General features: G+C 74.3%; 16 protein-coding genes. 10 read left to right on the forward strand and 6 right to left on the reverse strand.

Annotated elements, in window-relative coordinates:
* Nucleotides 1–280 precede the first annotated feature (280 nt).
* Nucleotides 281–1,375, reverse strand: a complete 1,095-nt coding sequence (locus tag OG617_RS13205) for a PLP-dependent aminotransferase family protein (RefSeq protein WP_405101698.1) — start codon at nucleotides 1,373–1,375, stop codon at nucleotides 281–283.
* 238 nt (nucleotides 1,376–1,613) lie between these two features.
* Here OG617_RS13205 and OG617_RS13210 point away from each other — a divergent pair, with 238 nt between their 5' ends.
* Nucleotides 1,614–2,444 (forward strand): 3'(2'),5'-bisphosphate nucleotidase CysQ, encoded by an 831-nt coding sequence (locus OG617_RS13210; RefSeq protein WP_405101700.1) that lies wholly within the window; start codon nucleotides 1,614–1,616, stop codon nucleotides 2,442–2,444.
* A gap of 82 nt (nucleotides 2,445–2,526) precedes the next feature.
* Nucleotides 2,527–3,660 (forward strand): hypothetical protein, encoded by a 1,134-nt coding sequence (locus tag OG617_RS13215; protein WP_405101702.1) that lies wholly within the window; start codon nucleotides 2,527–2,529, stop codon nucleotides 3,658–3,660.
* 3 nt (nucleotides 3,661–3,663) lie between these two features.
* Here the strand turns inward: OG617_RS13215 and OG617_RS13220 are convergent, their stop codons facing one another.
* From OG617_RS13220 to OG617_RS13235, 4 genes are read right to left on the reverse strand one after another with little or no spacing between them, the layout of a single operon-like run.
* Entirely contained in the window at nucleotides 3,664–4,587 is a 924-nt protein-coding gene (locus OG617_RS13220; RefSeq protein WP_405101704.1) for a glycosyltransferase family 2 protein, read from the reverse strand.
* Nucleotides 4,584–5,549, reverse strand: coding sequence for a sulfotransferase family protein (locus OG617_RS13225; RefSeq protein ID WP_405101706.1), 966 nt, complete (start codon nucleotides 5,547–5,549; stop codon nucleotides 4,584–4,586). The genes OG617_RS13220 and OG617_RS13225 overlap by 4 nt, the downstream gene beginning before the upstream one ends.
* Nucleotides 5,537–6,073 carry a glycosyltransferase gene (locus OG617_RS13230; RefSeq protein ID WP_405103670.1) on the reverse strand — a complete coding sequence of 179 codons (537 nt, stop codon included), beginning with the start codon at nucleotides 6,071–6,073 and terminating at the stop codon, nucleotides 5,537–5,539. The genes OG617_RS13225 and OG617_RS13230 overlap by 13 nt, the downstream gene beginning before the upstream one ends.
* A 56-nt stretch (nucleotides 6,074–6,129) precedes the next feature.
* Complete coding sequence (locus OG617_RS13235) at nucleotides 6,130–6,570, reverse strand: UDP-N-acetylglucosamine--LPS N-acetylglucosamine transferase (RefSeq protein WP_387022801.1); 441 nt, start codon at nucleotides 6,568–6,570, stop codon at nucleotides 6,130–6,132.
* A 249-nt stretch (nucleotides 6,571–6,819) separates the two neighbouring features.
* Between OG617_RS13235 and OG617_RS13240 the strand changes: the two genes are divergently transcribed.
* Nucleotides 6,820–7,800: a sulfotransferase gene (locus OG617_RS13240; RefSeq protein WP_405101708.1), complete on the forward strand. Its 981-nt coding sequence runs from the start codon at nucleotides 6,820–6,822 to the stop codon at nucleotides 7,798–7,800.
* A gap of 73 nt (nucleotides 7,801–7,873) precedes the next feature.
* On the opposite strand, the gene OG617_RS13245 is transcribed toward OG617_RS13240, so the two are convergent.
* A complete protein-coding gene (locus OG617_RS13245; protein ID WP_405101710.1) occupies nucleotides 7,874–8,737 on the reverse strand; it encodes a hypothetical protein in 864 nt (287 codons plus the stop codon).
* Nucleotides 8,738–9,007: 270 nt separating this feature from the next.
* On the opposite strand from OG617_RS13245, the gene OG617_RS13250 reads away from it, so the two are divergent.
* From OG617_RS13250 to OG617_RS13280, 7 genes are all read left to right on the forward strand, one after another.
* Nucleotides 9,008–10,798: a lipopolysaccharide biosynthesis protein gene (locus OG617_RS13250; protein WP_405101712.1), complete on the forward strand. Its 1,791-nt coding sequence runs from the start codon at nucleotides 9,008–9,010 to the stop codon at nucleotides 10,796–10,798.
* Complete coding sequence (locus OG617_RS13255) at nucleotides 10,795–11,787, forward strand: DUF3048 domain-containing protein (protein WP_405101714.1); 993 nt, start codon at nucleotides 10,795–10,797, stop codon at nucleotides 11,785–11,787. Before OG617_RS13250 ends, OG617_RS13255 begins: the two co-directional genes overlap by 4 nt.
* Nucleotides 11,784–13,271: an O-antigen ligase family protein gene (locus OG617_RS13260; RefSeq protein WP_405101716.1), complete on the forward strand. Its 1,488-nt coding sequence runs from the start codon at nucleotides 11,784–11,786 to the stop codon at nucleotides 13,269–13,271. Before OG617_RS13255 ends, OG617_RS13260 begins: the two co-directional genes overlap by 4 nt.
* Nucleotides 13,271–14,500, forward strand: a complete 1,230-nt coding sequence (locus tag OG617_RS13265; protein ID WP_405101718.1) for a hypothetical protein — start codon at nucleotides 13,271–13,273, stop codon at nucleotides 14,498–14,500. The genes OG617_RS13260 and OG617_RS13265 overlap by 1 nt, the downstream gene beginning before the upstream one ends.
* A complete protein-coding gene (locus tag OG617_RS13270; RefSeq protein WP_405101720.1) occupies nucleotides 14,497–15,357 on the forward strand; it encodes a sulfotransferase in 861 nt (286 codons plus the stop codon). Before OG617_RS13265 ends, OG617_RS13270 begins: the two co-directional genes overlap by 4 nt.
* The gene (locus OG617_RS13275) at nucleotides 15,345–16,880 is read left to right on the forward strand and encodes a lipopolysaccharide biosynthesis protein (protein ID WP_405101722.1); all 1,536 of its coding nucleotides are present in this window, start codon (nucleotides 15,345–15,347) and stop codon (nucleotides 16,878–16,880) included. The genes OG617_RS13270 and OG617_RS13275 overlap by 13 nt, the downstream gene beginning before the upstream one ends.
* A gap of 79 nt (nucleotides 16,881–16,959) precedes the next feature.
* Complete coding sequence (locus OG617_RS13280) at nucleotides 16,960–18,009, forward strand: glycoside hydrolase family 26 protein (protein ID WP_405101724.1); 1,050 nt, start codon at nucleotides 16,960–16,962, stop codon at nucleotides 18,007–18,009.
* The last annotated feature ends 173 nt before the right edge of the window (nucleotides 18,010–18,182 follow it).

The raw sequence follows: 18,182 nt of genomic DNA on the forward strand, positions 1-18,182 counted from the left end.
CGGGCGCGGAGTCGGGCGGCTGTCCCCGGGCGCGCGGAGTGGGGACGGCGCCGGGGCGGGCCGTGCCGCGTCAGGGGGGTGAGGGACGGCACGGCCCACCCGGCGCCCTTGGGGGCGGGGGTTGTGCTGCGCGCACCACCGGTCGGGTGGCCGAGGCCCGCATCGGGGCAGGTCGGCCGGGCGACGTGAGTGGTGCTCGCAGCATTGTGGGCCGCGAACCGGCCGGGCGGGAGACCCGACCCGGCCAGCACCGCCCTTCTGTCAGGAATTTGACAGAAGGTCAGCCTCGGACGGCCGCCACCGCCTCCGCGAGACGACGAACACCCTCGTCGATCTGATCCGCAGTGACCGCCGAGAACGCCAGCCGCAGCGCGTGCTGCCCGCCGTCGAGCACGAAGTCGCTACCCTTGACCACCGCCACGCCCCGCTCGGCCGCCGCCGGGGCGAGCCGGTCCACCAGCACGTCCTCCGGCAGCTCCACCCAGAGGAAGTAACCGCCGTCCGGCTCCACGAACCGCGCCTCGGGAAGGTGCCGGCGCAGCGACTCGGCGAGCACCCCGGCCCGCTCGCCCAGCGCGGTGCTGACCGTCTCGATCGAGCGGGTGATGTCGCCGGAGACGCAGAACTGGTGCACGATCGCCTCGGACACCATGCCGGGCGAGATGTAGAGGCTGGTCGCCTTCTTCGCGATGTCGGCGATCAGGTCCGCCGCCCCGATCAGGTAGCCGACCCGCACCCCCGGGCAGACCGTCTTGGTGAAGCTGGAGGCGTGCACCACCACGCCCCGGGTGTCCATCGAGAGCATCGACGGCAGCGGCTCGCCCCGGAACCGGATGTCGGCGTACGGGTCGTCCTCGAAGATGATGAAGCCGTGCTCGGCCGCCAGGTCGAGCAGCTCCCGCCGCTTCTCCAGCGACAGGGTGACCCCGGCCGGGTTCTGGTAGTTCGGGATGACGTGCGCGAGCTTCGGGCGGACCCCGGACTCCAGCAGCTTGCGCAGCTCGGCGATGTCCAGGCCGTCCGGCTGGATCGTCACGCCGTGGATCTCGCCGCCCATCCGCTGGAGGTTGAGCAGCGTCCGGTCGTACGTCGGGCGCTCGACCACCACCGCGTCGCCGGGGCGGACCAGGTGGTCGAACAGGAACGCGTCGGCCTGGAGCGAACCGTTGGTCACCAGCACCTGGTCGGCCTCGACGCCGTGCTTCTCGGCGATCCACTTCCGCAGGGGCGGGTAGCCGACGGAGGTGCCGTAGGCCGTGACCCCGGCAGGGTCGGCGTCAAAGGCGCGGACGGCGGCGGCCTTGAGCCCCTCGACATCGACGATGTCCAGCGAGGGAGCCCCACGGGCGAAGGAGATCAGCTGCTCGGCGGTCATGCGGACGAGCCTAGGGCCTGGCCCCGGCGGTCCGACCGGCATACACGCCAAGTTCAACATGCGGGCAACGGACGGACGGCGGAACGGCCGACGCGGAAGCGGCCGGAGGTGCGCGACACTCAGGTGTCGATTATCGGACCGGTCCCTGGCCGCGTCCCCGCGACCGCCGAAGGATGGGCGTCCGCGCGGTGCCGACGGACGGCACCGGCACCGGCACCGGAGGAGTGGTGAGATTCACGTGACCGAGGACGGTACGGGTCGGCTCGACGACCAGGCCTTCGCACAGTGGCTGGCCGGCGCGGCCGGCAGGGCGCTGACCGCGCTGCGCGCGGAGCAGGGCTTCGCCGACCCGGCGGCGCTCAAGGACGCCGGCGACAAGGTCTCCCACGACCTGATGTCGACCGCCCTGGCCCGGTGGCGGCCCGCCGATGCGGTGCTCTCCGAGGAGCAGGCCGACAGCCGGCGCGCCTGGGCGGGCGACCCGGCCGCCGGGGCCCGTCCCGCACGGCTGGAGGCGGACCGGGTGTGGATCATCGACCCGCTCGACGGCACCCGCGAGTTCTCCGAGTCCGGGCGCGACGACTGGGCGGTGCACGTGGCGCTCTGGCAGCGCTCGGCCGGCCCGGACGGCGCGCTGGTGGCCGGCGCGGTCGGCATGCCGGCCCGTACCGCGCCGGACGGCACGCCGCTGGTCCTGGGCACCGCCGAGCCCGCCGTGGCCGCCGTGGCCGGGCCGCTGCGGATCGCGGTGAGCCGCAGCCGGCCGCCCGCGTTCGTGGGCGAACTGGTCGAGGGCATCGGCGCCCGGGCGGTGCCGATGGGCTCGGCCGGGGTGAAGGTCTGCGCGGTAGTGACCGGCGAGGTCGACGCGTACGTGCACGCCGGGGGCCAGTACGAGTGGGACTCGGCGGCCCCGGTCGCGGTCGCCCTGGGTGCCGGCATGCACACGTCCCGGATCGACGGCTCGCCGCTGCGCTACAACCGGGACGACCCGCGCCTGCCCGACCTGCTGGTCTGCCGCCCGGAACACGCCGAGTCCCTGCTGGCGGCCATCGACCGTCACCTTTGACCGGCGGAACCGCCGCCGCCCGGCGGGCGCGGTCGTGGTGCCCCCGCCCGGTCCCATCGACACCGCCGACCCGAGGAGGGTCATGAGCCCCGGCCCCACCACCGCACCCGTCCTGCCCGCTGCCCCGACCGAACCCGGCGGCCCGCGCCGCCGGCTCAGCCGGTGGCTGCTGCTCCCGGTGGCCGCCGGCGCGGTGGCGCTGGGCACCACGGTCGCCCTGGCCACCAACGGGGACCTGCCCGGGCGGCCGGCCCCGACGGTCACCGACGCCGCGTCCGAGGGCGCCGGCCTCGGCCCGGCCGCCCCCGGCGCCCGGCCGACGCCGGGCGGGAACGAGGGCTTCGGCAGCAGCCCGAGAGCCGCCTCGCCGAGCCCGGGCGTCAGCGGCGGGACGGAGTCCGGCGGGTTCCCGGGCGGCCGGAACACCCTCCCGGGGGCGAGCATCCACCTTCAGAGCGGGGAGAGCTTCGCCGCCGGGCTGGCCCGGTCCGACCGCAGCTACGGCCCGCTGCGCATGGTCCGGGTCTTCTACCCCGGCCTGCCGCCGGCCTGGTCCGGCAGCCGCGCCGACGCCGCCGACCGGACCGTGGTGGTCTCCTTCAAGGCACCGCCCGGCGAGGTGGCCGCCGGCCGGCACGACTCCCGGCTCGCCGCCTGGTTCCGCTCCGTCCCCCACAACCTGGACGTCTACTGGTCGTACTTCCACGAGCCGGAGGACGACATCGCCCGGGGCTCGTACACCGCCGCGCAGTACCGGGCCGCGTGGCAGCGGCTCGCCGGCCTCGCCGACCGGGCCGGCAACGCCCGGCTGCGGGCCACCCTGATCCTGATGTGCTGGACGCTCAACCCGAGCTCGCACCGCACCTTCGAGGACTACTGGCCGGGCGGCGACGCGATCGACGTGCTCGGCTGGGACTGCTACAACAGCGGCGGCAAGTTCAACCGGTACACCGACCCGGCGCAGGTCTTCACCCCGATGATCGCCAAGTCGAAGGCGCTGGGAAAGCCGTGGGGGCTCGCCGAGACCGGCAGCGTCCGGATCTCCGGGGACAGCGGCACCGGGCGGGCCGGCTGGATCCGGGCGATGAGCCGGTACCTCGACGACCAGCGCCCGCTGTGGGTGGCCTACTACGACTACCAGGTCGCCGGCGGCGACTTCCGGCTCACCGACACGCCGAGCCGGGACGCGTGGCGGGCCTGGTGCGCCGCCTCCTGACGCTCAGATCCCCCGGCCGCGTTTGTGCAGCGTACGCAGGACGCGGTCGGGGTCGACGGCCCGGCTGGCCACGGCGAGGGCCAGGTACGCGCGCGGCTCCCGGGGGTTTCGGGACAGCGTTCGCCGGGCCCAGCGGACCGCCTCGCCCCGGTTGCCCATCGCCGCCTGGGCGAAGGCGATCTGCCCGCTGACCCTGGCCTCGCCGGCCGGCACGGTGGCGAACTCCGGGTACCGGCCGAGCAGCCACTGCAACGCCGTGGCGATGGTCTCCCAGCGCTGGGCGAAGTACGACTGCTTGTGCCATCGCACCGTCACGTACGGCTCGACGACGTTCACCAGCGGGGCATGCCGGGCGGCCCGGAGCAGGAACTCGTAGTCCTCCGCGTAGCTGCCCGGGATCTCCTCGTCGACCAGCCCGATCCCGTCGAGCAGCGCGTCCCGGCGGATCAGGAACGTCGACGGGTGCAGCTCGGTGTGCCGGTCCCGCAGCAGGGCGGCCAGCGGCACCCGGTCCACCGAGAGCACCCGGTCGACCGGGGGACGGCCGTCGTAGTCGACCCGGATGCCACAGCTCACGAACGCCCCGTCCGGGGCGGCGCACAGCGCGGCCACCTGCGCGGCGAGCTTGCCGGCCAGCCACTCGTCGTCGTCGTCACAGAACGCCACCAGGTCGCCCGTGGCGGCCAGGATGCCGGTGTTACGGGCGCCGGCCAGGCCCGGGGTGCGCTCGTTGACCAGCACCGTGACCCGGGGGTCGTCGGCCAGCGAGCGGTCCGGCTCGGACTGGTCGTAGACGACCACCACGTCGACCGGGCCCGGGTGGTCCTGGCCGAGGATCGCGTCGAGGGCCTTGCGCAGCAGCTCGGGGCGGTCCCGGGTGGGGACCACCGCAGTCACCGACGGGTGTGCGTTCAACGACTCGGTCATGGTGCCTCCGTGGAGCCCGGGCGGCCGAGGCCGACGTATCCGTACCGCAGCCGCAGCGGCAGCGTCGCGACGCTCACCACCGCCCGGCTGCGCGAGGGCAGGGCCGTGCGCCAGGCATCGTCCTGACGGACCCGCAGCGGCCCCGCGTTGAACCGCAGCGGGTTGCCGGCGATGCTGTGCGCCCGGACCAGCGGCGTGGGCGTCGGGTCGAGCACCCGCAGCGCGTCCGGGGTGTCCGCCAGGCCGGCGAAGCGGCGGACCCGGGCGACGGTGCCGCGCGGGTCGGCGGTGAAGTCCTCGTAGCGCAGCCGGATCACCGGCGCCCGGGTGGCGAGCAGGTGGAACGCGGCGTTCTGCGCCGTCCACAGCTTGCTCACCGTGAACGGCGAGAAGGTCGGCATGTACGCCTCGGAGTCCACCACCTCGGGCCGGCGCACCTGCTTCGCCCACGAGTACGCCACCGCCCGGCTGTCCCGGACCAGGTGCAACACCCGCAGGTCGAGGTCGTCGGCCCAGCGCAGCGCGAACGCCGTCGAGGCGTGCTTGCTGGAGTCCACCACGAGCTGCGCCCCGGTCACCGCCATCGCGGCGGCGTAGATCCGGGTGTAGAGGTCGGCGTAGCGGCGCACCTGTGCCAGCTCGGCGGCGGGCAGGTCGCCCCTGGCCAGCCGGGGGATGTGCCGGGTCCGGTCGACGGTGGCCTTGAGCCTGAGCACGTCGTCGCGGTCGACGGCCGACCAGCCACCGAACGCGTGCTCGCCGACCCGTTGCCAGAAGTCGCAGGCGGTGAACCGCTCCCCGCAGCCGCACCGCTCGTCGCCGCCGAGGGCCCGCTCCCACAGGTGGACCACCTCGCCGACGGCGCAGACGTCGGGGTGCTGGGCGAGGATCAGCTCCAGCAGCGTGGAGCCGCTGCGGCCGAGGCCGCCGACGAACAGCACCCGGGCGCTCACCGCCACCACCTGCGCCGCCCCGGCTCCCGGCTGGTCCGGACCAGATCCTCGACGATCCGACCCACCGCCGTGGCGGCGGCGACCCGGGGATCGGGCCGGCCCGGGTCGGCCGACAGCGCGTACGTTCTCGGGTCGGCCACCCCCCGGTCCAGGGCCGCGACCAGGTCGGCCTCGGACTCGGCCAGCCGGACCATCCCGGCCGCGCCGAGTCGGCGGGAGAAGAGCTGCTGGTGGTCGTCGACGTGCTCGTCCCGGGTCGGGTCCCGGGGCACCACGATCGGCAGGTGCCCGTGCCGGCGTGCCTCGGTGATGGTGGCCGGCCCGCCGTGGCAGACCACCAGGTCGGCCTCGGTCATCGCCCGCTGGAGCTCGTCATGGGCCAAGAACGGGGCCGCGTCGGCCAGCCGGGGCGCGCGGCTGCGCCCGTGCTGGACGACGAGGCGGACCTCGGGGGCGAGGGCGTCGCGGCCGGCGTGCCAGCGCTCCAGCCACTCGACCAGCCGGTCGAACCGGTGCACGTCGGTGCCGACCATGGCCAGCACGGTGCGCCGGGCCGGGGAGTTGGTGCGCTGGCGGGGGATCGGCGAGCTCACAGCAGGTTCCCCACCACGGTCGCCTTCGGGTAGAGCCGGCGCTGCTCCTCCCACTGCACGAGCATCGCGGAGAGGAACGGCCGGCACAGCCGGGCCGACAGCGTCGCGGTGTCGATCCGGTCGTACACCTCGATGTAGACGGTGGGGATGCGGCGCAGCCGGGCCACCACCACGAACGGCACGGCGACCCCGGCGCCGGTGGTGACCACCGCGGCGACGTCCCGCCCGCGGAACACCCGGACGGCGAGCCACATGTTGCGGGCCAGGTTCTTCACGTTGCGGGTGGTCGGGTGGTGTGCCCAGACCACGTCCTCGCCGTCGAGCAGCGACCGGGCGTCCGGGGTGTCGAACGTGACCCAGGAGTGGGCCCGGTCGCGGTACCACGGTTGCAGCGCCACCAGCTGGGCGAGGTGCCCGCCGCTGGATCCGACGAGCATGACTTCACCAGACTCCACGTCACCCGCCTCCCACGGCCCCGGCCGCACCCCGGGACACGCCCAACAGGGGCGGTCGACCGGACGGCGCGGCGCCGCAACAATGTATCGGCCACCCGACCGGAAACATAAGTGGCTCTCACCATCATCGGACCTGTCGGATGGTTGGCTACGGCCCTTCCGCCAGTGCCTCACTCCGCCGTCCCGTGCCTAGACTGCCTGCTGACAGCAACCCGGGCGAGAGGATGGCGGATGACCGACACGGCCGAGGCGGCGCGGGGCGGCGGCACGCGGGCGGTCCCCGAGCCGGTCACCGTTCTGTACGTCTGCGGGATGCCGCGCAGTGGCTCGACCCTGCTCGACCTGATGCTCGGCCAGTTCGTCGGGCACTGCGACGTCGGCGAGCTGTTCTACCTGTGGCAGTCCGGCGTCGAGCGGAACTTCCGCTGCGCCTGCGGGGAGCACTTCGACGCCTGCCCGTTCTGGGGCGAGGTCGGCCGGCGGGCGTACGGCGGGTGGACCCAGGTCGACGTGGCCGACGTGCGGGCGTTGCAACGCCGGGTCGACGCCACCGGCAAGCTGCCGCTGATCGTGAACTCCCGGATGTCCCCGGCGTTCCAGCGGGACCTGGACCGCTACACCGAGCTGCTGACGAAGCTCTACCGGGCGGTGGCCGAGGTGTCCGGGGCGAAGGTGGTGGTCGACTCGACCAAGCGCCCCTCGCTGGCGTACATCCTGGCCCGGGCCCCGCAGATCGACCTGCGGCTGGTGCACGTGCTGCGCGACCCGCGCGGGGTGGCGTACTCCTGGAGCCAGGTGGTCGAGCTGCCCGAGGGCACCTCGGCCAAGGGCCGGATGAACCAGCGGTCGGCCCGGCTGACCGCCCGGCGCTGGGTCACCGTGAACGCGATGGTGGCCGCGCTGGCCCGGCGCGGCGTTCCCCGGGTGACCGTCCGGTACGAGGACCTGGTCCGCGACCCGCGCGCCGAGCTGGGCCGGATCGCCGCGCTCACGGCCGACGTGACCGGCGTCGTGGACCCGCTGGAGTTCCTGCGGGACAACGAGTTCGAGCAGGCCGGATCGCATGCGGTCGCCGGTGGCCGGATCCGGATGCGCAGCGGCCCGATCACCCTGGCGCTGGACGAGAAGTGGCGCCGGGAGTACGCCCCGGGTCACCGCCGGCTGGTCGGCGCGCTGACCTGGCCGCTGCGCCGCCGCTACGACTACCGCTGACCCGCCCGCCGCACCCCGCCCCGACTGCCGTCGACCCCGCACGGGGCCGGGGGGTCGACGAGCGGCGGTCGGCTCAGGGGCGGGCGGCGGCCAGGTGGGCGTCCAGGGTGTCCAGCAGCTCCGGGGCGCGCTCGTAGTCGAACTTGCGGGCGAAGTGCGCCCCGCTGGCCAGCGCCCGGGGCAGGTCCTCGGCGGTCAGCGACTTCGGGTGGTTGAAGGTGCTGCCCCGGAAGTCGAAGTACCGCTTACAGTCCGACACCAGGTTGAACCGCCCAGGGCTGCACACGATGGTCTGGAAGACGGCCTCCACCGGGGAGAGGCAGCGTCGGAAGTACGACACCACGTCCGGCCGCCGGTCGAAGTACTCCCGCAGGTACGCCACCACGGGCCAGCTCAGCGAGGCGAACGCCGACCCGCCGTGCAGGCGCAGGTCGGGCCCGAACGGGGTGCGGGCCCGGCGGCCCACCGCCAGCCCGTACGACACGTGCACCCGGACCAGCGGCTGCATCCGGTTGACCGCCTGGATCGGGCGGAGCAGCTTCTTGCCCCGGGGGGTGAGCGGGAGCAGCCGGCGGTGCTGGAAGTGGTAACGGGACCGGACCCGGCTGCTCGGCCAGTGGCTGTCCGGGCCGAACGCGTCCCAGTACTCCATGAACCCGTCCGCGCCCGAGTCGACCAGCTCCGCCTCGCACTCGCCGAGCGGTCGCAGGGGGTAGTCCTGACCGGTGATGTTCACCAGCCAGTCGACCCGCACCCCCTCGTCGTTCAGCCAGTCCACGGCAGCCATGTAGCGGTCCACATGACTGAAATCACCGTAGCCGCCCTCGTGCGTCTGCACGACGACGTCGGGCAGCGAGCGCAGCTCGGTGAGGTCGAGCGGTGGGCCGTTGACGTCGTGGCTGATGTGCACCACGCTGTCCGGGCTGTACCGTTTCACGGCATGGACCAGCCGGTTCATCTGCTCGGGGGACCTGTGGCTCTGGATGTGGTAGCAAAACCGCACCCGCCTATCCTGCCTCCCGCACCCGGCCGCTGAGAAGCGCACCTTCGTCGGCTTCCCCTCACCGGCCGGATCAGGGAGACTCATGGTTCCGCCGTGGTGCCGCCCGCCACGGCCGACTGGCCGGTCCCGGTCCAAAGGAAGCGACACAGCCCGATGCCCTCGCCTCACCACACCGATCTGCGCGACTCAGACGGCCCCACGCTGATGACCTACCTCGAGTGGCTGCGCCGCCGGTGGTGGATCCTCGTGGTGGCCGCGCTGCTGGGCGCGGGCGCCGGCATGCTGGTCAGCCAGGTGCAGACCCGCACGTACGTCTCGACGACGTCGCTGCTGGTCCGCCAGGTCGGCCAGGACGCCAACCCGGGCGCCAAGGTCAACCTGGACACCGAGGCCCAGGTGGTCCGCTCCCTGGTGGTGGCCGAACGGGCCCGGGCGCTGCTGAAGACGACCATCCCGCCGGAGGACCTGGTCCGCTCACTGTCGGTAACCGTGCCGCCGAACAGCCAGGTGCTCCAGATCGTGTACGAGGCGCAGAGCCCCGAGGCGGCGCAGGCCGGGTCACACGCCTTCGCCCAGGCGTACCTGGACCTGCGGCTGGCCACCGCCACCCGGTCGCTGGAGAACGAGACGACCGCGCTCAAACAGCAGATCACCGAGACCAACAAGCAGCTCGCCGCGGTCGCCGGGAAGATCGCCGGGACGCCGTCCAACTCGGCCGAGCGGGCCCGCGCCGAGGCCGACCGGAACGTGCTGACCAACCAGCTCGCCAGCCTCAACAGCCGGCTGAGCCCGCTGCTGAGCATCGCGCTCGACCCCGGCGAGATCATCTCCGACGCGGCGCTGCCCCGGAAACCCAGCTCCCCGAACACCACCCTCAACCTGGCCAGCGGTCTCGGCGCCGGGCTGCTCTTCGGCATCGTGGTCGCCCTGGTGCTGGACCGGCTGGACACCCGGGTCCGGCGCGGCCGGGACGTGGCCGACCGGCTCGGCCTGCCGATGCTGCTGGAGCTGCCTCCCCGTCCGACCGGGCTGACCGTCCTGCCGGCGGCCCACGAGGTCTCCCGGGAACTCGGCCGGCTGCGCAACGTGCTGCAGTCCACCATGCCCGAATCCCGGCCCGGGCGGGGCCGTCTGCTGCTGCTCACCGACACCTCCCCCGGCCCGGCCGCCGGCTTCGTCGTCGGCAACCTCGCCGCGGCGTACGCCCGCACCGGGGCCCAGGTCGCGGTGGTCACCACCAAGCCGGACTCCCCGCTGGCCGGGATGCTCGGCGGGATCCAGCCCCGGCACACCCTCGCCGACGTGCTGCGCCACGACGTCTCGGCGCTCACCGCGCTGACCCCGGCCCCCGGCCTGAACCAGCTCCGGGTGCTGTTCCCGGGCAACCTCGACACCGAGGTGGAGCTGCCCGTCGCCACCATGCTGGAGATCCTCGCCGAGCTGGCCGCCCGCTTCGACCACGTGCTGATCGAGACGGCCCAGCCGACGGCGGCGGTCGAGGCGCAGGCACTGGCCCGGCACGTGGACGGCGTGATCCTGGTGGTCGAGGGCGGGCAGACCCGCAGCAGCGAGATCACCGCCGCGATGCGGCAGTTCGAGCAGGTCGACGCGCCGGTCCTCGGCGCGGTGCTGACCCCCCGGCTGGCCGACCGGGGCCCAGCGGTGCGGCCGGCCCCGCCGGCCCGCCGGGAGGGCCCGCCGTCGCCCCGCCCGCGGCCGACGCCCGCCGGGCGGGGTCGGCCGGGCATGCCGAACCTTGAGTCCACGATGATCCTGCCCCGCGCCGGCGCGGGCGCCCGGGACACCGCCGCAAAGCCGGCCCCCGCCCCGACCGGCGTGTCCAAGCCGGCCCCGGTCCCGCCGCCGATGCAGGCTTCTCCGCCCGGGCCGGTGAACCAGCAGAAGCCGACGGGCAAGTCCACCGTCTACCGCTCCGCCCGGGACAACGACGGCCCCGACCCCGGCCGGTACTCGATGGCCGAGGACCGGGAGTGAACCGCCGGCGAGCGCTGGGCACGACACTCGCGGCCGTGCTCGTCGCCGTGCTCGTCGCCGGCTGCGCCGAGGAGCAGGCGCCCGGCGCGACGAACGTGGTGGACCCGGGTTCCCCGGCGCCCCGGCCCAGCCCCACCCCGAGCCTGCCGGCCGCGCCGCTGTCCGGAAAGCCGGTCGCGGCGGCGACGGCCGCCCGCCAGGCCGTGGTGGTGCCGCTGCGGGTGACCGCCGGCACCAGCCCGGCCGGGCTGGCCGAGGCCGACCTGGTCTACCAGGAGTTCGCCGAGTCGGAGAGCCTGCACCTGACCGCGGTCTACCAGTCCCGGGACGCCGCCCGGGTGGGGCCGGTCGCCGAGATCCGGCCGGTGGACATCCGCACGGTCGGCGTGCTGCACCCGTTCGTCGGCTACGCCGGCGGGCCCACCGGGTTCCTCCGCCAGTTCGAGGCGGCGGACCTGCCGGGGGTGACCCCGGCGCAACGCTCGGCCGCGTTCCCGTCCGGCCAGGCGTCCGTCGCCGCGCTGCGGCAGGCGGCCCCGAAGGGCGGCGCCGCGCCGACCCGCGTCTTCGACCACGCCGCCCCGGGGACCCCGCTGGCCAGCCAGGACGTCACCCCAGCCGGCCGGCTGACCGTCACCGCGCCCGGCCACCCCGCCCAGACCTGGGCGTACGACGCGGCCAGCTCGTCGTGGCGCGGCCGGGTCGGCAAGGCCACGGTGAGCGTCGCCGCGGTGGTCGTGCTGACGATGGAGTACCGCACCATCGACGTCCGCAAGCCCAGCCCCCGCTCGCTGCCCGGGGCGAACGTGTACGGGTCCGGGGCCGCGGTAGTGGTGTCCGGGCCGTCCAGCGCGAAGGCGCAGTGGAGCAAGCCCGGGCAGAAGATGGTCTGCAACGTCACCGACACGGCCGGCTACCAGGTCCGCCCGCAGCCCGGCCCGGCCTGGGTGATCTACGCCCCGAAGACCGCCAAGGTCAGCGTGACATGACCACGGCCGCCCCGCTCCGGCCCACCTCCGGGCCGGAGCCGGCACGGGCCGGACGCCGTCCGGCCGACCCGCCGGATAGCCCGCCGGTCGGCACGACCCGCCGCTGGTCGCTGCGGCTGCCCGCCTCCTGGCCGGTGACCGCACTCTTCGTGCTCTACCCGCTGTGGTGGGCCCTCGGCCTGCCCTCGTTCATCTTCGCCATCCTGGCCGTCCCGATGGCCTTCCAGCTCTACCGGCGCGGCAACGTCAAGGTGCCGCCGGGCTTCGGGATCTGGCTGATCCTACTGGCCTGGGTGGTGCTGTCCGGGCTGATGCTCGGCATCACCGCGCCCGACACGCTCGCCCCGAGCGGGTCCGGCCGGTACATCGGCTGGGGCATCCGGGTGATGAACTACACCGCGCTGACCGTGACGATGCTGTACGTGCTCAACCTCAGCGAGCGCGAGCTGCCTCGCAAGCGGCTGGTGAAGCTGTTCGGCTTCATGGCCGTGATCACCGTCATCGGTGGGTACGTAGGCGCACTGTTTCCCCAGCTCAAGTTCGTCGCGCCGCTGAACTACATCCTCCCCGCCGCCATCGCCAAGGAACCGTTCGTCAACCGGCTGATGCACGTCGAGGTCGCCCAGGTGCAGGAGGTGCTCGCCGGGGAAGCCAGTTCGCCCCGCCCGGCCGCCCCCTTCGAGTACACCAACACCTGGGGCGAGAACATGGCCATCCTGCTGATCTGGTTCATCGTCGGCTGGGTGGTCCTCGGCCGGGGGCCGCGCAGGCTCACCGGGTATCTGGTGGTGGCCGCCGCCATCTTCCCGATCGTCTACTCGCTCAACCGGGGGCTGTGGATCGGCCTGGTGGTCGGCGCGGTGTACGTGGCGGTGCGGATGGCGCTGCGCGGCCGGATCGTCGTCCTGGTCGGGTTGGCGCTGGCCACCGGCCTGGTCGGGGTGGCGGTGCTCGCCTCGCCGTTGGGCACCCTGCTCAACGAGCGAATGGCCAACGGGCACAGCGACGACATCCGGTCCACCCTGTCCAACGGGGCGGTGGTGGCGGCGAACCACTCGCCGGTGCTCGGCTACGGCGGCAACCGGGCGCTGATCGGCAGCAACCGGTCCATCGCGATCGGCAAGTCGGCCGACTGCAAGCAGTGCGGCAACCGGGAGCTGGGCAGCAACGGACAGCTGTGGAACCTGCTGACCGGCCAGGGGTGGGTGGGCGCGTTCTGCTACAGCGCGTTCTTCCTCTGGTGCCTGTGGCGGTTCCGGCACGACCACACCCCGATCGGCATCGCCGGCAGCCTGGTGCTGATCCTGATGCTGTTCTTCCAGTTCCTCTACGGCTCGCTGAACACCACCCTGGCGTACGGGCTGATCAGCGTGGCGCTGCTCGCCCGCAACGACCTGCACCTGCGCGAACTGCGCCGCGAGGCCCGGCTCGCCGCACTGGAGACAACTGGCCCGCGCGCGTGGCCGGAACGGCGGTCCCACTGATGCTCACCCCACCCCCGGGCGCGGACGCGCGCGGCGCGTACCTGCCTGAGCTGGCCGGCGTGGTCTGGCCGGCGCCGGCCAGACCGGCGCTGCGGCGCGGCGGCCGGGCCGGGTTCGCGGTGGTGCCGTCGGCCGCGCGACCCCGGCTGCTGGTACCGGCCGGCTCCCGGCGGGCGGCGGCGGGCGCGGTCCGGCACTCCACCGAGGCGCAGGGGGCGAAGGCCCGGCTGCGCCGCGCGGTGCTGGCTGCGGCGTTCCGCACCGGGCTGGGCCGGCTCGCGTTCCGGGACCGGCTGGTGGTCGACGCCGCCGCCGACGCGCTCGACGCGCACCTCGCCGCCGTGCTGGGCCGGCCGGCGCTGCTGAGCATCCACATCGGTCCGGCCCGGGCCAACCGCAAGCCGGTGGTCCAGCTCCTCGACGCCGCCGGCGACCCGATCGGGTACGCCAAGCTCGGCGTCGACCCGCTCACCCGGGCCCTGGTCGACGCCGAGGCGGCGGCGCTAAGCCGGCTGGCGACGCTCGACCTGCCCGGAATCGCGGTGGCCGAGGTGCTGCACCACGGCACCTGGGGCGGGCACGCCCTGCTGGTGCAGAGCGCCCTGCCGGTGGGCCTGCCCCGGGCCGCCCCCGCTCGGGCCGCCGAGGCGGAGCGGGCCGCCATGGTCGCGGTGAGCCGCTGCGCCGGCGTCAACCGCCGGTCGTACGCCGACAGCGCCCATGCCCGGCGGCTCGTCGGCGAGCTGGCGGCGCTCGGCGACCGGCCGGAGGCTGCCCGGCTGAGCGCCGTGCTGGCCGAGGTCCGCCGCGCCGACCCGGTGCTCGACCTCGGCGCCTGGCACGGCGACTGGAACGGCGGCAACAGCGCGGCCCTGGCCGACGGCCGGGTGCTGGTCTGGGACTGGGAGCGGTTCGCCGACGACGTGCCGGTCGGCTTCGACGCCCTGCACCGTCGGGTGCAGACGGCGATCACCCGGGCCGGCGTGGAGCCACGCGCGGCGGCCGGGCGGCTGATCGCCGACGCGGCCGGGGCGCTGGCGGAGTTCGGGCAGCCGGCCGGGGTGGCCGATCTGGTCGCGGTGCTCTACCTGGTCGAGCTGGCCGCGCGGTACCTGCGCGACCGGCAGGCCGAGGCGGGCGCCCGGCTGGGACACGTGGCCGCCTGGCTGTTGCCGGCGGTGGAGGATCATCTGGCCGGTCGGCCGGGCGCGGGAGGAGTGGCGAAGTGACGCTGGTAAAGGCACAGGCGCGGCGCGCGGTGCGGTCGGTGAGCCGGACGTACGGCCGGTGGACCGCCGGGTCGAGGCTCGCCCCCGACTTCCTCATCGTGGGCGCCCAGAGGTGCGGCACGACGTCGCTGTTCAAGACCCTCTCGCAGCACCCGGCGGTGCTGCCGGCGAACTACCACAAGGGCGTGCACTACTTCGACACCGGCTACGACCGGGGGATGGACTGGTACCTGGGGCACTTCCCGACGGTGCGCCAGGCCGAGGCGGTCCGGGAGCGGGCCGGGGTGCGCGGGGTGACCGGCGAGTCGAGCCCGTACTACATGTTCCACCCGCTGGCCGGCGAGCGGATCGCGCGGGACCTGCCGGACGTGCGGCTGCTGGTGCTGCTGCGCGACCCGGTGGAGCGGGCGTACTCGGCGCACTCGCACGAGGCGGCGCGGGGCTTCGAGTCGGAGGGCTTCGAGCGCGCCCTGGAGTTGGAGGAGGAGCGGATCGCCGGGGAGCGGGAGCGGCTGCTCGCCGACCCGACCGCGCACAGCAACCACTACCAGCACAACGCCTACCTGACCCGGGGGCGCTACGTCGAGCAGCTCGAACGACTGGAGTCGATCTTCGGCCGGGACCGGCTGCACGTGGTCGACGCGGACGACTTCTTCGCCGACGCCCGGCCGGCGTTCGACGCGGTCTGCGACTTCCTCGGCCTGCCGCACTGGGCGGAGATCTCGTTCGGCAAGCACAACGCCCGGTCCCGCTCGCCCATGGACCCGGCGCTGCGGGCCCGGCTGGAGGAGCACTTCGCCCCGTACGACGAGCGGTTGAGTGCCTGGTGGGGACGCGTGCCGTCGTGGCGACGGTAGCGCCGACCCGGCCCCCGGCCGGCGAGCTGGGCGGGGCGGCCCGGCACGGGGTGGCGAACCTGCTCGGGGTGGCCGTCGCGGCGGTCGCCGGATTCGGCCTGAACATCGTCGTCACCCGGGCCTGGTCCATGGCGGACGCGGGCCTCTTCTTCGCCGCCACCAGCGCCTTCATGATCGCGTACGCGGCGGCCCGGCTGGGCACCGGCGTCGGCTCGGTCTACTTCCTCAGCCGCTACCGCACCCTCGGTCAGCCGGAGCGCATCCGCGCGTCGGTGCTGGTCGGGCTGCTGCCGGTGGTGCTGTTCGGCACGCTGATCGCGCTGGCCGGCTGGTGGGCCGCCCCGCGGATCGTGGCGCTGACCTTCGACGAGCCGGTGCCCGGGGCGGTACGGGCGCTGCGGTTGCTGCTGGTCTTCGTGCCGGTGGCCGCGCTCTGCGACTTCGCGCTGGCCGCCTGCCGGGGGTTCGGCAAGATGCGCCCGTTGCTGCTGGTCGAGCGGCTCGGCCGGACCGGGCTGCAACTGGTCGGGGTGGGCCTCGTCGCCCTGTTCGGCCTCTCCGCCACCACCGCCCTGCCGCTGGCCTGGGCTTTGCCCTACCTGCCCGCCGCGCTGCTCGGCACCGTGTGGCTGGCCCGGCTGGTCCGGCGGGCCGAGCGGGGCGCGCAGGCCCCGCCGGTGTCGCTGCGCGACGAGTTCTGGCCGTACTGGCGCTACAGCGGCCCCCGGGCGCTGAGCGGGCTGGCCCAGATGGCGGTGCAGCGGCTCGACATCGTGCTGCTCGGCGCGCTGCGCGGGCTGCCGGAGGCGGCGCTCTACACGGCGGCCACCCGGTTCCTGGCCCTCGGGCAGCTCTCCGGGCAGGCGCTGTCCACCGCCGTGCAGCACCGGCTGGCCGAGCACCTGGTCCGTGACGACCGGGCCGCCGCCGGCCGGCTCTACCAGGCCGCCACGGGGTGGCTGGTGCTGCTGGCCTGGCCGGCGTACCTGCTCTTCGCGGTCTTCGCCGAGCCGATGCTGCACCTGTTCGGCGACGGGTACGCGGCCGGCCAGCGGGTGACCGTGTTCCTGGCGCTGAGCATGCTGGTGGCCACCGGCTGCGGCATGGTCGACACGGTGCTCAACATGGCCGGCCGGACGTCCTGGACGTTCTACAACGCGCTGGCCGGCACGGTCGTCAACGTGGTGCTCAACGTGCTGCTCATCCCACGCTTCGGCATCATGGGGGCGGCGGTCGCCTGGTCGGCGTCCATCCTGATCACCAACCTGGTGCCGCTGGTCCAGTTGCACCACGCGTACCGGCTGCACCCGTTCGGCCGGGGCACGCTCGCCGCCGCCGGGCTGGCAGTGGCCTGCTTCGGCGTGCCGGCGCTGCTGGCCCGCACGGTGGTCGACGCCGGGCCGGTCACGCTGGCCGTGCTGGCGGTGCTCGGCGCCGCCGGGTACGCCGCCGGGGTGTGGCGGCTGCGCCGGGTGCTCCAGCTCGACGCGCTGCGGGCGCTACGCCGGGGTCGGCGGCGCTGAGGTCCCGGCCGCGGGCCCGTCCACCAAACGTCCACCACCGGAGCGCCGGTGGCCTCAGCACGGGGAAGGTTCGGCAGCGATGAAGCGGTTCCAGACGGCGGTGGTACTCCTGCTCGGGTCGGCGCTGGCCGTGTCGGCGTGCTCCGAGGCGGCTCCGGACTTCGTGCCGCCGCCGGCCGGGCCGACCGGCACCGCGCCGGCCGCGAGCCCTCGCGCGGCGGACGGCCTGCGCACCACCGGGCGCGGCCCCGAACTGCCCGGGGAGGGCGCCTGGCTGGGCGCCTGGGTGAAGCCGGACTGGCAGACCCCGGAGGGCCGGGTCGAGGCGCTGACCGCGTTCGCGGACCAGACCCGCGGCAAGGTCGTCCTGGCGCACATGTTCCACGACTGGGAGGACGACTTCCCCGGTCCCACCGAGCACGCGTTCCAGGCGGCCGGAAAGCTCCAGATGATCTCCTGGTCCGGCGCCGACACCCGGTCCATCCGGGACGGGGTGTACGACCAGCTGATCCGGCAGCGGGCCGAGAAGATCAAGCAGTTCGGGGTGCCGCTGCTGCTGCGCTGGCGGTGGGAGATGGACCGCCCCAACCTGACCCAGAGCGTGCACTCCCCGGAGGACTACGTCGCCGCCTGGAAGCGGATCCGGGGAATCTTCACGGAGGTGGGGGCCACCAACGCCGCCTTCGTCTGGTGCCCGCACGTGCAGGGGTTCGTCGACGACAAGCGCAACGCGGCGGCGTACTACCCGGGCGACGACCAGGTCGACTGGCTCTGCACCGACGTGTACCCGGGCAAGGAGTTCGACGGCTTCGCCGAGCAGATGGACACCTTCATGGCGTTCGCCGCCCAGCACCCCCGGCCGGTGATGATCGGCGAGTTCGGGGTGACGTACCCGGGCGGGCCCGGCCAGCGGGCCGCCTGGCTGCGTGAGGCCCGTGGCTACGTCAAGCAGCACCCGCAGATCAAGGCGGTGGTCTACTTCGCCGCGAAGCAGAACACGAAGCCCGTGTACGACAGCACGTTCAACGAGGACCCGGAGGGGCTGGCCGCGTTCCAGGAGCTGACCGCCGACCCGTGGTTCGCCGCACCGCCCCCGCCGGTCCCGGCGCACGGTCCACGTACCCGGTGACCTCGCCTCCCCGTGCGACCGGCCCGGTCAGCGAAGGCCGATCGATCCGGTAACGGACACAACGGGCACCCCGGGGTAGACGCCACGCGTCGCATGCGCCATCGTGTGCTGAGACTTTGTGTTCCCGGTCGTCGCCTCCCCGATCGGGGATCACCAGGATCACCGACCGGCCG

The sequence above is a fragment of the Micromonospora sp. NBC_01412 genome (genome assembly GCF_045040215.1).
Classification (GTDB): Bacteria; Actinomycetota; Actinomycetes; order Mycobacteriales; family Micromonosporaceae; genus Micromonospora; species Micromonospora rubida.

Coding starts and splice junctions, on each gene's coding strand:
- OG617_RS13230 (WP_405103670.1), bottom strand. CDS start 6,073: ATGGTCGGCACCGACGTGCACCGGTTCGACCGGCTGGTCGAGTGGCTG.
- OG617_RS13205 (WP_405101698.1), bottom strand. CDS start 1,375: ATGACCGCCGAGCAGCTGATCTCCTTCGCCCGTGGGGCTCCCTCGCTG.
- OG617_RS13250 (WP_405101712.1), top strand. CDS start 9,008: ATGACCTACCTCGAGTGGCTGCGCCGCCGGTGGTGGATCCTCGTGGTG.
- OG617_RS13260 (WP_405101716.1), top strand. CDS start 11,784: ATGACCACGGCCGCCCCGCTCCGGCCCACCTCCGGGCCGGAGCCGGCA.
- OG617_RS13215 (WP_405101702.1), top strand. CDS start 2,527: ATGAGCCCCGGCCCCACCACCGCACCCGTCCTGCCCGCTGCCCCGACC.
- OG617_RS13280 (WP_405101724.1), top strand. CDS start 16,960: ATGAAGCGGTTCCAGACGGCGGTGGTACTCCTGCTCGGGTCGGCGCTG.
- OG617_RS13265 (WP_405101718.1), top strand. CDS start 13,271: ATGCTCACCCCACCCCCGGGCGCGGACGCGCGCGGCGCGTACCTGCCT.
- OG617_RS13240 (WP_405101708.1), top strand. CDS start 6,820: ATGACCGACACGGCCGAGGCGGCGCGGGGCGGCGGCACGCGGGCGGTC.
- OG617_RS13220 (WP_405101704.1), bottom strand. CDS start 4,587: ATGACCGAGTCGTTGAACGCACACCCGTCGGTGACTGCGGTGGTCCCC.
- OG617_RS13235 (WP_387022801.1), bottom strand. CDS start 6,570: ATGCTCGTCGGATCCAGCGGCGGGCACCTCGCCCAGCTGGTGGCGCTG.